General features: G+C 65.8%; 21 protein-coding genes. All 21 read right to left on the minus strand.

Annotated elements, in window-relative coordinates; genetic code table 11:
• Position 1: 1 nt before the first annotated feature.
• The 21 genes from rplF to rpsL all read right to left on the minus strand — a co-directional run bounded on the left by rplF (position 2) and on the right by rpsL (position 12,796).
• Complete coding sequence (gene rplF, locus G1H10_RS08655; RefSeq protein ID WP_163735665.1) at positions 2–541, minus strand: 50S ribosomal protein L6; 540 nt, start codon at positions 539–541, stop codon at positions 2–4.
• A gap of 23 nt (positions 542–564) precedes the next feature.
• Positions 565–972 (minus strand): 30S ribosomal protein S8, encoded by a 408-nt coding sequence (gene rpsH / locus G1H10_RS08660; protein ID WP_163735667.1) that lies wholly within the window; start codon positions 970–972, stop codon positions 565–567.
• 127 nt (positions 973–1,099) lie between these two features.
• Positions 1,100–1,285 (minus strand): type Z 30S ribosomal protein S14, encoded by a 186-nt coding sequence (locus G1H10_RS08665; protein WP_129665331.1) that lies wholly within the window; start codon positions 1,283–1,285, stop codon positions 1,100–1,102.
• 39 nt (positions 1,286–1,324) lie between these two features.
• On the minus strand, positions 1,325–1,888 hold the full coding sequence (gene rplE, locus G1H10_RS08670) for a 50S ribosomal protein L5 (protein WP_163735669.1): 564 nt from the start codon (positions 1,886–1,888) through the stop codon (positions 1,325–1,327).
• 17 nt (positions 1,889–1,905) lie between these two features.
• Positions 1,906–2,244 carry a 50S ribosomal protein L24 gene (gene rplX, locus G1H10_RS08675; RefSeq protein WP_163735672.1) on the minus strand — a complete coding sequence of 113 codons (339 nt, stop codon included), beginning with the start codon at positions 2,242–2,244 and terminating at the stop codon, positions 1,906–1,908.
• Positions 2,245–2,247: 3 nt separating this feature from the next.
• Complete coding sequence (rplN, locus tag G1H10_RS08680; RefSeq protein ID WP_163735674.1) at positions 2,248–2,616, minus strand: 50S ribosomal protein L14; 369 nt, start codon at positions 2,614–2,616, stop codon at positions 2,248–2,250.
• 141 nt (positions 2,617–2,757) lie between these two features.
• Positions 2,758–3,066: a 30S ribosomal protein S17 gene (gene rpsQ / locus G1H10_RS08685; RefSeq protein ID WP_163735678.1), complete on the minus strand. Its 309-nt coding sequence runs from the start codon at positions 3,064–3,066 to the stop codon at positions 2,758–2,760.
• A complete protein-coding gene (gene rpmC / locus G1H10_RS08690; RefSeq protein WP_163735681.1) occupies positions 3,063–3,323 on the minus strand; it encodes a 50S ribosomal protein L29 in 261 nt (86 codons plus the stop codon). The genes rpsQ and rpmC overlap by 4 nt, the downstream gene beginning before the upstream one ends.
• Positions 3,323–3,742 (minus strand): 50S ribosomal protein L16, encoded by a 420-nt coding sequence (gene rplP, locus G1H10_RS08695; RefSeq protein ID WP_163735682.1) that lies wholly within the window; start codon positions 3,740–3,742, stop codon positions 3,323–3,325. The genes rpmC and rplP overlap by 1 nt, the downstream gene beginning before the upstream one ends.
• Before the next feature lie 4 nt (positions 3,743–3,746).
• Positions 3,747–4,610: a 30S ribosomal protein S3 gene (gene rpsC, locus G1H10_RS08700; RefSeq protein ID WP_163735685.1), complete on the minus strand. Its 864-nt coding sequence runs from the start codon at positions 4,608–4,610 to the stop codon at positions 3,747–3,749.
• On the minus strand, positions 4,610–4,972 hold the full coding sequence (gene rplV, locus G1H10_RS08705) for a 50S ribosomal protein L22 (protein WP_163735688.1): 363 nt from the start codon (positions 4,970–4,972) through the stop codon (positions 4,610–4,612). Before rplV ends, rpsC begins: the two co-directional genes overlap by 1 nt.
• Positions 4,973–5,005: 33 nt before the next feature.
• Positions 5,006–5,287, minus strand: a complete 282-nt coding sequence (rpsS, locus tag G1H10_RS08710; RefSeq protein WP_163735691.1) for a 30S ribosomal protein S19 — start codon at positions 5,285–5,287, stop codon at positions 5,006–5,008.
• Positions 5,288–5,298: 11 nt separating this feature from the next.
• Positions 5,299–6,135 (minus strand): 50S ribosomal protein L2, encoded by an 837-nt coding sequence (gene rplB, locus G1H10_RS08715; protein WP_163735695.1) that lies wholly within the window; start codon positions 6,133–6,135, stop codon positions 5,299–5,301.
• Between the two features lie 55 nt (positions 6,136–6,190).
• Positions 6,191–6,496 carry a 50S ribosomal protein L23 gene (gene rplW / locus G1H10_RS08720; protein ID WP_163735698.1) on the minus strand — a complete coding sequence of 102 codons (306 nt, stop codon included), beginning with the start codon at positions 6,494–6,496 and terminating at the stop codon, positions 6,191–6,193.
• Complete coding sequence (gene rplD / locus G1H10_RS08725) at positions 6,493–7,185, minus strand: 50S ribosomal protein L4 (RefSeq protein ID WP_163735701.1); 693 nt, start codon at positions 7,183–7,185, stop codon at positions 6,493–6,495. Before rplD ends, rplW begins: the two co-directional genes overlap by 4 nt.
• Positions 7,182–7,856, minus strand: a complete 675-nt coding sequence (gene rplC / locus G1H10_RS08730; protein WP_163735704.1) for a 50S ribosomal protein L3 — start codon at positions 7,854–7,856, stop codon at positions 7,182–7,184. The genes rplD and rplC overlap by 4 nt, the downstream gene beginning before the upstream one ends.
• A gap of 15 nt (positions 7,857–7,871) precedes the next feature.
• Positions 7,872–8,180, minus strand: a complete 309-nt coding sequence (gene rpsJ, locus G1H10_RS08735) for a 30S ribosomal protein S10 (RefSeq protein ID WP_026877498.1) — start codon at positions 8,178–8,180, stop codon at positions 7,872–7,874.
• Between the two features lie 309 nt (positions 8,181–8,489).
• Positions 8,490–9,689, minus strand: a complete 1,200-nt coding sequence (tuf, locus tag G1H10_RS08740; protein ID WP_163735706.1) for an elongation factor Tu — start codon at positions 9,687–9,689, stop codon at positions 8,490–8,492.
• Between the two features lie 118 nt (positions 9,690–9,807).
• Positions 9,808–11,913, minus strand: a complete 2,106-nt coding sequence (gene fusA / locus G1H10_RS08745) for an elongation factor G (RefSeq protein WP_163735709.1) — start codon at positions 11,911–11,913, stop codon at positions 9,808–9,810.
• 38 nt (positions 11,914–11,951) lie between these two features.
• Positions 11,952–12,422 carry a 30S ribosomal protein S7 gene (gene rpsG, locus G1H10_RS08750; protein ID WP_163735712.1) on the minus strand — a complete coding sequence of 157 codons (471 nt, stop codon included), beginning with the start codon at positions 12,420–12,422 and terminating at the stop codon, positions 11,952–11,954.
• Positions 12,422–12,796, minus strand: a complete 375-nt coding sequence (gene rpsL / locus G1H10_RS08755; protein ID WP_129665362.1) for a 30S ribosomal protein S12 — start codon at positions 12,794–12,796, stop codon at positions 12,422–12,424. Before rpsL ends, rpsG begins: the two co-directional genes overlap by 1 nt.
• Positions 12,797–13,158 lie beyond the last annotated feature (362 nt).

Raw genomic sequence — 13,158 nt, forward strand, 5'->3', positions numbered from 1 at the left:
GTTACTTACCAGCCTTTCCGACCTTGCGCCGGACCTGCTCGCCCTCGTAACGGATGCCCTTGCCCTTGTAAGGCTCCGGAGGACGCATACCCCGGATCCGGGCGGCGACGTGGCCGACGCGCTGCTTGTCGATGCCCTGTACGGCGAACTTCGTGGGCGACTCGACGACGAACGTGATGCCTTCCGGCGCCTGGAACAGGATCGGGTGGCTGTAGCCCACCGCGAGCTCGATGTCCGAGCCCTTGGCGGTGACGCGGTAACCGACGCCGACGATCTCGAGCTTCTTCTCGTAACCGTTCGTCACTCCGGTGACCATGTTCGCCACCAGGGTCCGGGTCAGGCCGTGCAGCGCCTTGCTCTCGCCCTCGTCGTCCGGACGGCGCACCTCGAGCGCTCCGTCATCGTTGCGCTCGAGCTCGATGATCTCCGGCAGAGTGTGCTCCAGGGTGCCCTTCGGGCCCTTGATCGTCACCTGCCGGCCATCGACGGCGACGTCGACTCCGGACGGCACCGGAATAGGGAGCTTGCCAATACGCGACATTTCTTCAGTTCACTCCCTTCCCATTACCAGACGTAGGCGAGGACTTCGCCACCCACGCCCTGCTTGGACGCAGCCCGGTCGGTGAGCAGGCCGTGCGACGTCGAGATGATCGCCACGCCCAGCCCGCCGAGCACCTTCGGCATGTTGTTGGCCTTCGCGTACACCCGCAAGCCAGGCTTGCTCACGCGACGCACTCCAGCGATGGAACGCTCCCGGGACGGCCCGTACTTCAGCGACAGCACCAGGCTGCGGCCGACGGAACCCTCCGGAGGCTCTTCCACGTGGAAGTCGGCGATATAGCCCTCTTGCTTGAGGATCTCGGCGATGTGTGCCTTCAGCTTGCTGTACGGCATCGTCACCGAGTCGTGGTACGCCGAGTTGGCGTTACGCAGACGAGTCAACATGTCTGCGATTGGATCGGTCATGGTCATGGTCGTGTAAGCCACTTTCCCGCCGTGGTTTCCGCGAACTCGCGGACCTGCGGCGATCTCTGCTTAGCCGGAAGACGTGCGCCCGGCAGGTTCGTGGGGGTGTGCGGGGACCTCAGTCCTCGCGTGGTCACCAGCTGGACTTCGTCACGCCCGGCAGTTCGCCGCGGTGCGCCATCTCGCGCAGGCACACCCGGCACAGGCCGAACTTGCGGTACACCGAGTGCGGTCGCCCGCACTTCTGGCACCGGGTGTACGCGCGGACGGCGAACTTCGGCTTCCGCTGGGCCTTGTTGATCAACGCTTTCTTGGCCACGTCACTGCTCCATCATGATGGTCGCGTTCCTCAGTTCGCTCACTGCTCCTTGAACGGGAAGCCAAGGTGCCGCAGCAGCGCCCGGCCTTCGTCGTCGTTCGTCGCGGTCGTCACCACGGTGATGTCCATGCCCCGCACGCGGTCGATCCGGTCCTGATCGATCTCGTGGAACATCGACTGCTCGTTCAGGCCGAACGTGTAGTTCCCACGTCCGTCGAACTGCTTCGGCGACAATCCACGAAAGTCGCGGATCCGCGGCAGCGCGATGGTGACCAGACGGTCCAGGAATTCCCACATCCGGTCCCCGCGCAGCGTCACGTGGGCGCCGATCGGCATGCCCTCACGCAGCTTGAACTGCGCGATCGACTTCCGCGCCTTGGTCACGGCCGGCTTCTGGCCGGTGATCGCCGCGAGGTCACGGACCGCGCCGTCGATCAGCTTCGCGTCCCGCGCAGCCTCGCCGACACCCATGTTCACGACGACCTTGCTCACCACCGGCACCTGCATGATGTTGGCGATGCCGAACTCGTCGCGCAGGGCTGAGATGATCTCCTGCCGGTAGCGCTCCTTGAGCCGAGGCATGCTGGTTGTCGTTGTGCTCATCAGCCTCTCCCTCCCGGTCAGATCGTCTCACCGGTGCGCTTGGCGTACCGGACCTTGTTGCCGTCCTCGTCGATGCGGTAACCCACCCGCGTGCCGACGGTCTGCTTCTTCCCGTCGACATCGACTTCCACAGCGAGCTGCACGTTCGACACGTGGATCGGCGCCTCCTGGTGGACCAGGCCGCCACTCTCCAGTGTCCCGCGCCGGTCGCGCTGCACCTTCTCGTGCTTGGTGATCTGGTTCACGCCCTCGACCACCACCTTCTGCTCACGCGGATAGGCGCGGATGACCTTGCCGACCAAGCCCTTGTCCCGGCCGGCGATCACCACAACCTTGTCGCCCTTCTTGACACGCATGACCTACAGCACCTCCGGGGCGAGAGAAATGATGCGCATGAAGCGCTTCTCCCGAAGCTCACGGCCGACGGGACCGAAGATGCGGGTGCCCCGAGGGTCACCGCCGTCCCGCAGAATGACCGCGGCGTTCTCATCGAACCGGATATAGGAGCCGTCCGGACGACGACGCTCCTTCACCGCTCGCACGATCACGGCCTTGACGACGTCACCCTTTTTCACGCTGCCGCCCGGTATGGCGTCCTTGACGGTCGCTACGATGACGTCGCCGATGCCGGCGTAGCGCCGGCCGGAGCCACCGAGCACACGGATGCACAACAGCTCCTTGGCACCCGTGTTGTCGGCGACTCGTAGTCGCGACTCCTGCTGAATCATCTTTGTAAGGCTCCTGTTTGTCGCGCCGGTTCTCGGCGATCGGTTGTCCCTGACCGCCGAGCCTGGCGGAACGGACCTGGGGGCAGCGCCCCCTGGGTTTCGTTGTCGTCTCCTGGCGGCAACGCCTCCAGGCTCTTCCTCTTACTTGGCCTTCTCCAGGATCTCGACGACGCGCCAGCGCTTGGTGGCCGACAGCGGTCGCGTCTCCATCAGGAGCACGCGGTCACCCGGGCCCGCGGTATTGCTCTCGTCGTGAGCCTTGAGCTTGTTGGTACGCCGCACGATCTTGCCGTACCGCGCATGCTTGAAGCGGTTCTCGACGGCCACCACGACCGTCTTCTCCATCTTGTCGCTGACCACATAGCCCTCGCGGACCTTACGGTACGCGCGGCCCTGGCCGGCCTTCTGGCTCGTCTCACTCACCGATGTGTCCTTGCTCTCTGCGCTCATGCGGCATCTTCCTTCGCCGCCTTCTCGGCCTGCGGCGCCGGCGTGATCCCGAGCTCCCGCTCGCGCATGATCGTGTAGATACGCGCGATGTCGCGCCGGACCGCCTTGAGCCGACCGTGGCTCTCCAGCTGCCCGGTGGCGGCCTGGAAACGCAGGTTGAACAGCGTCTCCTTGGCCTTGCCCAGCTCTTCCACCAGGTCCGCGTCGCTCTTGTCGCGCAGCGACTCGGCGTCGAGGTTCTTCGATCCGATGGCCATCACAGATCACCTGTCTCGCGTGTCACGATCTTGGCCTTCATCGGCAGCTTGTGAATCGCACGGGTGAGGGCCTCACGCGCCACCGTCTCGTTCGGGTAGGACAGCTCGAACATGATCCGACCCGGTTTGACGTTGGCGACCCACCACTCCGGCGAGCCCTTGCCGGACCCCATCCGGGTCTCAGCGGGCTTCTTGGTCAGCGGGCGGTCCGGGAAGATGTTGATCCACACCTTTCCGCCACGCTTCACGTGCCGGGTGATAGCGATACGCGCCGCCTCGATCTGGCGGTTGGTCACGTAGTGGCCCTCCACCGCCTGGATGCCGTACTCACCGAATGCCAGCGTGGTGCCACCCTTGGCGACACCCCGCCGCTTGGGGTGGTGCTGCTTGCGGTGCTTGATCTTGCGTGGAATCAGCACGACCTCACGCCTCCTGCTGCTCGTTGCTCGTCTCAGCCGCGGTCGTGACCTCGGCCTCGGCGGGCGCCGTCTCGGCGGGGGCAGCGGTCGCGGTCTCAGCCTCAGCGGCCGCCGGGGCGCCCTGCTGGCCACCGCGGCCACGCGCCGGCCGGCGACGCTCCGGACGACGACGCTCCCGCTGCTGCGCACGTGCCTGGGCCGCCTGCTCGGCGGCACGCTCGGCGCGCGAGCCGGTGACGTCACCCTTGTAGATCCAGACCTTCACACCGATCCGGCCGAACGTCGTACGCGCCTCGAAGAAGCCGTAGTCGACGTCGGCACGCAGCGTGTGCAGCGGTACGCGGCCCTCGCGGTAGAACTCGGACCGGCTCATCTCCGCGCCGCCGAGACGACCGGAGCACTGGATCCGCACGCCCTTGGCGCCCGCGCGCATCGTCGTCTGGATGGCCTTGCGCATCGCCCGACGGAACGCCACACGCGCCGAAAGCTGTTCGGCGACGCCCTGGGCGACCAGCTGCGCATCGATCTCCGGCTGCTTCACCTCGAGCACGTTCATCTGAACCTGCTTGCCGGTGAGCTTCTCCAGCTCCGAGCGGAGCCGGTCTGCCTCGACGCCACGCCGGCCGATCACGATGCCGGGCCGGGCCGTGTGGATGTCCACCCGGACGCGGTCGCGCGTCCGCTCGACCTCGACGCTGGAGATACCGGCACGTTCCATGCCGGCCGTCATCAGCTTCCGGATGGCGACGTCCTCGGCGACGTAGTCGCGGTAACGCTGGCCTTCACTGGTGCTGTCGGCGAACCACCGGCTCTTGTGGTCGGTGGAGATGCCGAGTCGAAACCCGTGCGGGTTGATCTTCTGACCCACTAGCGGGTCCCTCCCTTCGCGGCAGCCTGCTTCTCATCGACCGCGATCGTGATGTGGCAGGTACGCTTCTTGATCCGAAACGCCCGGCCCTTGCCGCCCGGACGGAACCGCTTCATGGTCGGTCCTTCGTCAACGTAGGCGCTTCCCACCACCAGCGCGTCGCGCTGGGTTCCGGTGAGGTCGTTGGCGTTTGCCACCGCGCTTTCCAGTACCTTCAGCACCGGCTCGGCCGCGGCGATCGGCGTCAGCTTCAGCATCGCCGCCGCCTCATCCACGTCCAGACCACGGATGAGGTCCACCACGCGGCGCGCCTTCATGGGCGTCACGCGCACGTAGCGCGCCTTGGCCCTGGCTGCTTCCATCGTTGTCTCCCTATGCCCTTCGCGTGGCAGACGTCACCGGCGCCGAGAGCGACGGTCGTCCTTCTCGTGTCCCCGGAATGTCCGCGTGGGGGCGAACTCGCCGAGCTTGTGCCCGACCATCGCCTCGGTGACGAACACCGGGACGTGCTTGCGGCCGTCGTGGACCGCAATCGTGTGGCCGATCATGTCCGGGACGATCATCGACCGCCGGGACCATGTCTTGATCACATTCTTGGTGCCCTGTTCGTTCTGCGCCTCGACCTTCTTGGCCAGGTGCTCGTCGACGAAGGGCCCCTTCTTCAGGCTGCGTGGCATCTTCGTAACTCCTAGCGCTTCTTGCCGGTCTTGCGGCGCCGCACGATCTGACGGTCGCTCGGCTTGTTCTTCCGCCGGGTGCGTCCCTCGGGCCTACCGTTCGGGTTCACTGGGTGCCGACCACCGGAGGTCTTCCCTTCACCACCACCGTGCGGGTGGTCCACCGGGTTCATCACCACACCGCGGACGGTCGGCCGCTTGCCCTTCCAGCGCATGCGGCCGGCCTTACCCCAGTTGATGTTCGACTGCTCAGCGTTGCCGACCTCACCAACGGTGGCGCGGCAACGCACGTCGACGTTGCGGATCTCACCGGACGGCATCCGAAGCTGCGCCCAGGTGCCCTCCTTCGCGACCAGCTGGACACTGGCACCGGCGGAACGCGCGATCTTCGCGCCTCCGCCCGGCCGCAGCTCGATCGCATGGATCACCGTACCGACCGGGATGTTCCGCAGCGGCAGGTTGTTCCCCGGCTGGATGTCCGCCCGGGGACCGGACTCGACCTTCCTGCCCTGGGACAGCCGGTGCGGAGCCAGGATGTAGCGCTTCTCCCCGTCCGCGTAGTGCAGCAATGCGATGCGCGACGTACGGTTCGGGTCGTACTCGATGTGCGCGACCTTGGCCGGCACGCCGTCCTTGTCGGCGCGACGGAAGTCGATGACCCGGTACTGGCGCTTGTGTCCACCACCCTGGTGGCGCGTCGTGATCCGACCGGAGTTGTTCCGGCCGCCCTTCTTCGGCAGCGGCCGAACGAGCGACTTCTCCGGCTCGGACCGGGTGACCTCGGCGAAGTCGGCGACACTCGAGCCGCGCCGGCCCGGCGTCGTCGGCTTGTACTTACGGATTCCCATTCCAGACCTCGATAACTTGACCTGTGGTCAACTCTGAAGCTCGTGTCTCGCGCTCTTACGAGACCGGGCCGGAGAAGATGTCGATACGCTGGCCGTCGGCCACGGTGACGATCGCCCGCTTGGTGTCGGGCCGCTTGCCGACCCCGAACCGGGTACGGCGGCGTTTCCCGAGCCGGTTGGCGGTGTTCACACCGATGACCTTGACGTTGAACACCTTCTCGACCGCGATCTTGATCTCGGTCTTGTTCGCCCTCGGGTCGACAATGAAGGTGTACTTGTTCTCGTCCAGCAGGCCGTAGCTCTTCTCCGAGACGACCGGCCGCAGCAGGATGTCGCGCGGATCCTTGTGCACGTCGCTCACTTCGACTCCTCCGTCTCCGCCGCATCGGCCTTGGCCGCCGCCGCGGTCTCCGGTCCGGCCAGGAACGCCTCCAGGGCCGCCTTGGTGAAGACCACGTCGTCCGCGCAGAGCACGTCGTAGGTGTTCAGCTGATCGGGAGCGATCACGTGCACGTCCGCGAGGTTGCGCAGGCTCTTGATCGCCACGTCGTTACCGCGCTCCACGACGGCCAGCACCCGGGTGCGGTCGGTGACCGAGTTCAGCACCGACTTCGCGCCCTTGGTGGACGGCTGGTCACCCTCGACGAAGCTTGTCACCACATGCACGCGCCCGTGGGCGGCACGGTCGGACAAAGCGCCTCGGAGGGCGGCAGCCTTCATCTTCTTCGGTGTCCGCTGCGCGTAGCTCCGCGGCTGCGGCCCGTGTACCACGCCACCGCCGGCGAACTGCGGGGCACGGATCGAGCCCTGCCGGGCACGGCCCGTGCCCTTCTGCCGGTACGGCTTGGCGCCACCACCGCGGACCTGGCCGCGGGTCTTGGTCGCGTGGGTACCCTGCCGCGCCGCGGCAAGCTGGGCCACCACGACCTGGTGGATCAGCGGCACGTTGACCTGAACGCCGAAGATCTCGCCCGGCAGGTCGACCTGGCCGGCGGCGGTGCCGCTGGGGTCGACCACGGACACTGTCTTGGTCTCGGTCTCGGTCGTCACTGTGCGCCTCCCTTCGCCGCCGTGCGGACCAGCACCAGCCCACCGTTCGGGCCGGGCACCGCACCCTTGAGCAGGATCAGGCCCTTCTCCGCGTCGACCGCGTGGACCTCGATGTTCTGCGCCGTGACCCGCTCGCCGCCCATTCGGCCGGCCATCTTCTGGCCCTTGAACACACGACCAGGGGTGGCGCAGCCGCCGATGGCTCCCGGCGACCGGTGCTTGCGCTGCACACCGTGCGAGGCGCGCAGACCGCCGAACCCGTGGCGCTTCATCACACCGGCGGTGCCCTTGCCCTTGCTGGTGCCCGTCACGTCGACCTGTTGGCCGGCGGAGAACGTCTCAGCCGTGAGCTCCTGGCCCGGGCTGTACTCCGAAGCGTCGCTCGTGCGGATCTCCACCAGGTGTCGGCGCGGCGTCACGCCGGCCTTCTCGAAGTGCCCCTGTGCGGGCTTGGTCACCTTCCGGGGGTTCGGCGCACCGTACGCGATCTGGACGGCGTTGTAGCCGTCCTTCTCCGGGGTCCGCACCTGCGTCACCACGCAGGGTCCCGCCTTGACCACGGTCACCGGAACCACACGTTGGTTCTCGTCCCAGACCTGGGTCATTCCGACCTTCTCGCCGAGCAGGCCGGAAACGACCCGGCCGGCGGCCTCAGTTGCGTCGATAGTCATCGCTCTTGATTCCTCTTAGAGCTTGATCTCGATGTCGACACCAGCCGGCAGGTCGAGACGCATGAGCGAGTCGACCGTCTTCGGCGTGGGATCGATGATGTCAATGAGCCGCTTGTGCGTACGCATCTCGAAGTGCTCGCGGCTGTCCTTGTACTTGTGCGGCGAGCGGATGACGCAGTACACGTTCTTCTCGGTCGGTAGCGGCACCGGGCCCGCGACCTGTGCACCCGTACGCGTCACCGTATCGACGATCTTCCGCGCCGACGTGTCGATGACCTCGTGGTCATAGGCCTTGAGCCGGATGCGGATCTTCTGTCCCGCCATGGCTGCTTATCGTCCTTTTCCTTCGTACCGCTTGCGAGCCGAACACTGGCAGCTGCTCCGCCGACCCCCGCGGTCGGGCGTGTCGCGCTCCGGAGGCATAATGCACCCGCGCACAACTCGCGTCTCATCGGGATGATCGACTCGAGCCGGCCCTCATGCTGATGACCGGCCGCTGACGAGAAGGTCTCCGTATCGGCCACGACGGCTGACTACTTCAGCGCACGCGCCACGGCGGCCTCCGCCGAGCAACTTCACCAGTATGCCAGAAAAAACCGGCCCCTGGCCAATCCAGGGGCCGGTTTCACCTACTTACTTGATGATCTTGGTGACGTGGCCCGCACCGACGGTACGACCACCCTCACGGATCGCGAACTTCAGGCCCTCTTCCATCGCCACCGGCTGGATGAGTTCCACCTTCATCGTGGTGTCGTCACCCGGCATGACCATGGCGTCCGGCCCGTCGGGCAGGGTCACCACACCGGTCACGTCGGTGGTCCGGAAGTAGAACTGCGGCCGGTAGTTGTTGAAGAACGGCGTGTGCCGACCACCCTCGTCCTTGGACAGGATGTAGACGGTCGCCTCGAACTCGGTGTGCGGCGTGGTGGTACCGGGCTTGACGACGACCATGCCGCGCTCGACGTCTTCCTTCTTGGTACCGCGGAGCAGCAGACCGACGTTCTCACCCGCGCGAGCCTCGTCGAGGAGCTTACGGAACATCTCGATACCGGTCACCGTGGTCTTCTGAGCGGCACCCTCACGGATCCCGACCAGCTCGACCTCCTGGTTGACGTTGAGGACACCACGCTCGACGCGGCCCGTGACGACGGTTCCGCGGCCGGTGATGGTGAAGACGTCCTCGATCGGCATCAGGAACGGCTTGTCCGCGTCCCGCACCGGGTCCGGCACGTTCTCGTCGACGGCCTCCATGAGGTCCTCGACCGTCTTGACCCACTCCGGGTCGCCCTCGAGCGCCTTCAGCGCCGAGACCTTGATGACCGGTACGTCGTCGCCGGGGAACTCGTACTCCGTGAGCAGCTCCCGGACCTCCAGCTCGACGAGCTCGAGGATCTCCTCGTCGTCGACCATGTCGGCCTTGTTCAGCGCCACCAGAATGTACGGCACGCCCACCTGACGGGCGAGCAGCACGTGCTCCTTGGTCTGCGGCATCGGGCCGTCCGTCGCCGCGACCACCAGGATGGCGCCGTCCATCTGCGCCGCACCGGTGATCATGTTCTTGATGTAGTCGGCGTGCCCAGGAGCGTCGACGTGCGCGTAGTGGCGCTTGTCGGTCTGGTACTCGACGTGCGCGATGTTGATCGTGATACCGCGCTGCTTCTCTTCCGGAGCCTTGTCGATGTCGTCGAACGGCATCGCCTCGTTCAGGTCCGGGAACTTCTCGTGCAGGACCTTGGTGATCGCCGCCGTCAGGGTGGTCTTGCCATGGTCGACGTGACCGATGGTGCCGATATTGACGTGCGGCTTGGTCCGCTCGAACTTCGCCTTAGCCACTGTAGGGTCCTCTCCGTATCTAGGACTCGTAAGGTTGACGTTTAGCCGGTGGTGCTCGGCTGTTGTGTTGTCGGGGGTCGGGTCACGCCACCCGAGGCGAGACTACCGGTTGGTGCCGTTACTCTCCTCGAGCTTTCTTGATGATCTCTTCCGCCACGTTCTTCGGAACCTCGGCGTAAGAGTCGAACTGCATCGAGTAGTTCGCCCGACCCTGGGTCTTGCTGCGGAGGTCACCGACATAGCCGAACATCTCCGACAGCGGGACCAGCGCCTTGATGACGCGCTGGCCAGCACGCTCCTCCATGGCTTGAACTTGACCACGGCGGGAGTTGATGTCGCCGATGACGTCACCCATGTACTCCTCGGGCGTCGACACCTCTACGGCGAACATCGGCTCGAGCAGCACGGGATCAGCCCGTCGAGCGGCCTCCTTGAAGGCCATCGAGCCTGCGATCTTGAAGGCCAGCTCCGACGAGTCGACGTCGTGGTAGGCGCCGTCCTGAAGCGTCACCTTGACGTCGACCAGCGGGTAACCGGCGACGACACCGAATTCCATCGCTTCCTGGCAGCCCTCGTCCACCGCCGGGATGTACTCGCGCGGGATCCGGCCACCGGTGATGTTGTTGACGAACTCGTAGCCGCCGTCACCCTCGCCACCGGTGGGCTCGATGTCGATGATCACCCGACCGAACTGACCGGAGCCGCCGGTCTGCTTCTTGTGGGTGTACTCGATCTTCTCCACCTTGCGGCGGATGGTCTCCCGGTACGCCACCTGCGGCTTACCGACGTTCGCCTCGACCTTGAACTCACGCTTCATCCGGTCGACCAGCACCTCGAGGTGCAGCTCGCCCATCCCGGAGATCACGGTCTGCCCGGTCTCTTCGTCCGTGCGCACCTGGAACGTCGGGTCCTCCTCGGCCAGCCGCTGGATAGCCGTGGAGAGCTTGTCCTGATCACTCTTGGTCTTCGGCTCGATCGCCACGTGGATCACCGGCGCCGGGAACTTCATCGACTCCAGGATCACCGGGTTCTGCGAGTCCGACAGCGTGTCGCCGGTCGTGGTGTTCTTCAACCCCATGACGGCGACGATCTGCCCGGCGCTGGCCTTCTCGATCTCCTCACGCTTGTTCGCGTGCATCCGGTAGATCTTGCCGATGCGCTCACGGTGTCCCTTGGTGCTGTTCAGTACCTGGGTACCCGTGGTCAACGTGCCGGAGTAGACCCGCAGGAAGGTGAGCTTTCCGAGGTGTGGGTCCGACATGATCTTGAACGCCAGCGTGGACAGCGGAGCGTCCTCATCCGGGTCACGAGTGATGATCTCTTCCTCGTTGCCCACCGGGTGTCCCTCGACCGCGCCCGCGTCGAGCGGCGACGGGAGGTAGCGGATGACCGCATCGAGCATCGGCTGGACGCCCTTGTTCTTGAACGCCGAACCGCACAGCACCGGAGTGATCGCGTTGTTGATGGTGGCGCGCCGGATGGCGGCGATCAGCTCTTCCTCCGAGGGCTCCTTGCCCTCCAGGTAGAGCTCCATCATCGCGTCGTCGTTCTCCGCGATGGTCTCCAGCAGCTTGTCCCGGTACTCGGCCGCCGCCTCGGTGTGGGTGTCCGGGATGTCGACGGTGTCGTACATCTCACCCAGCGGCGTCTCGGCAGACCAGATCAGCGCCTTCATGCCGACCAGGTCCACCAGACCACGGAAGTCGGCCTCGGCGCCGATCGGCAGCTGCAGGACGAGCGGGGTGGCGTTCAGCCGGGACACGATCATGTCCACACAGCGATGGAACTCCGCCCCGGTGCGGTCGAGCTTGTTGACGAAACAGATCCGCGGGACGCCGTACTTGTCGGCCTGATGCCACACGGTCTCGGACTGCGGCTCGACGCCGGCCACGCCGTCGAATACGGCGACCGCTCCGTCCAGCACGCGCAGGTTCCGCTCGACCTCGACGGTGAAATCGACGTGACCCGGGGTGTCGATGATGTTGATGGTGTGGTCTTCCCACTGGCAGGTGGTAGCAGCCGAGGTGATGGTGATACCCCGCTCCTGCTCCTGCTCCATCCAGTCCATCGTGGCCGCGCCGTCGTGGACCTCACCGATCTTGTAGTTGATACCGGTGTAGAAGAGAATCCGCTCGGTTGTTGTCGTCTTGCCCGCATCGATATGCGCCATGATCCCGATGTTGCGGACCTTGGCCAGGTCGATCGCGCGAAGGTCGGTCGCCATGTCTCGTATACGTCTTCCTGCGTCAGAGCCGAACGTGACTACCAGCGGTAGTGGGCGAAGGCCTTGTTCGACTCGGCCATCTTGTGGGTGTCCTCACGACGCTTCACACTGGCTCCGAGGCCGTTCGAAGCGTCGAGAATCTCGTTCATCAGTCGTTCGGTCATCGTCTTCTCCCGCCGATCGCGCGCATAGCTGACCAGCCAGCGCAGCGCCAGCGTGGTGCTGCGGCCCGCACGCACCTCGACCGGGACCTGATAGGTGGCGCCACCGACTCGCCGGCTGCGCACCTCCAGCGTCGGCTTGACGTTGTCCAGCGCGCGCTTGAGCGTCACCACCGGGTCGGTGCCGGTCTTCTCCCGGCAGCCCTCCAGGGCGCCGTGCACGATGCTCTCCGCGAGCGACTTCTTGCCGTCCACCAGCACCTTGTTCACCAGCTGGGTGACCAGGGGGGAGCCGTAAACGGGATCGACGACGAGCGGTCGCTTCGGAGCGGGACCCTTACGAGGCATCAGCTCTTCTCCTTCTTCGCGCCGTACCGGCTGCGCGCCTGCTTGCGGTTCTTCACGCCCTGGGTGTCGAGGGAGCCCCGGACGATCTTGTAACGAACACCGGGAAGGTCCCGGACCCGGCCCCCGCGGACCAGCACCATCGAGTGCTCCTGCAGGTTGTGACCGACGCCAGGGATGTACGCGGTGACCTCGATCTGGCTGGTCAGCTTCACGCGGGCAACCTTGCGCAGCGCCGAGTTCGGCTTCTTCGGCGTCGTCGTGTACACACGGGTGCACACACCGCGCCGCTGCGGACTGCCCTTGAGCGCGGGCGTCTTCTTCTTGGTGACCTTGTCCTGGCGGCCCTTGCGGACCAGCTGTTGGATCGTAGGCACTACGTCTCCGTCATCCTCGTACGTCAGCCCGGGCTGTCTCCCGGATTTGTCGGCTATTCGTATCGACCTGCCGACCCGGCGCACGGCGCCGGGAACCACCGAGGTCGTCGCGACCCCCGCGGTCGGGCGTGTCGCCCACCCCGGCACCCGCACCGCCCGGAACGGCCGACCGGTGTGGTTGATACTCAACGCCCTGCTCGCCTTGGGCAAGCGAGGCGGCCTGGAGAACTCCAGGCACGAAGAAAGAGACTACCCTCCAGGGCAGCCCCAGGTCAAAGCGAAGGCGCACTATGACGCCCTCGCCTTGACCTTACCACGCCCCACCCTAGTGATCATGAACATTAACCGTTCGCATAGCACGG

Source organism: Phytoactinopolyspora halotolerans, assembly GCF_010550675.1.
Lineage (GTDB): Bacteria > Actinomycetota > Actinomycetes > Jiangellales > Jiangellaceae > Phytoactinopolyspora > Phytoactinopolyspora halotolerans.

Bases quoted from the DNA above. Each gene is read 5' to 3' on its own strand.
- rplF (WP_163735665.1), bottom strand. From the start codon at position 541: ATGTCGCGTATTGGCAAGCTCCCTATTCCGGTGCCGTCCGGAGTCGAC.
- rpsH (WP_163735667.1), bottom strand. From the start codon at position 972: ATGACCATGACCGATCCAATCGCAGACATGTTGACTCGTCTGCGTAAC.
- rplE (WP_163735669.1), bottom strand. From the start codon at position 1,888: ATGAGCACAACGACAACCAGCATGCCTCGGCTCAAGGAGCGCTACCGG.
- rplX (WP_163735672.1), bottom strand. From the start codon at position 2,244: ATGCGTGTCAAGAAGGGCGACAAGGTTGTGGTGATCGCCGGCCGGGAC.
- rplN (WP_163735674.1), bottom strand. From the start codon at position 2,616: ATGATTCAGCAGGAGTCGCGACTACGAGTCGCCGACAACACGGGTGCC.
- rpsQ (WP_163735678.1), bottom strand. From the start codon at position 3,066: ATGAGCGCAGAGAGCAAGGACACATCGGTGAGTGAGACGAGCCAGAAG.
- rpmC (WP_163735681.1), bottom strand. From the start codon at position 3,323: ATGGCCATCGGATCGAAGAACCTCGACGCCGAGTCGCTGCGCGACAAG.
- rplV (WP_163735688.1), bottom strand. From the start codon at position 4,972: ATGGAAGCAGCCAGGGCCAAGGCGCGCTACGTGCGCGTGACGCCCATG.
- rpsS (WP_163735691.1), bottom strand. From the start codon at position 5,287: ATGCCACGCAGCCTGAAGAAGGGGCCCTTCGTCGACGAGCACCTGGCC.
- rplB (WP_163735695.1), bottom strand. From the start codon at position 6,135: ATGGGAATCCGTAAGTACAAGCCGACGACGCCGGGCCGGCGCGGCTCG.
- rplC (WP_163735704.1), bottom strand. From the start codon at position 7,856: ATGACTATCGACGCAACTGAGGCCGCCGGCCGGGTCGTTTCCGGCCTG.
- rpsJ (WP_026877498.1), bottom strand. From the start codon at position 8,180: ATGGCGGGACAGAAGATCCGCATCCGGCTCAAGGCCTATGACCACGAG.
- fusA (WP_163735709.1), bottom strand. From the start codon at position 11,913: ATGGCGACCGACCTTCGCGCGATCGACCTGGCCAAGGTCCGCAACATC.
- rpsG (WP_163735712.1), bottom strand. From the start codon at position 12,422: ATGCCTCGTAAGGGTCCCGCTCCGAAGCGACCGCTCGTCGTCGATCCC.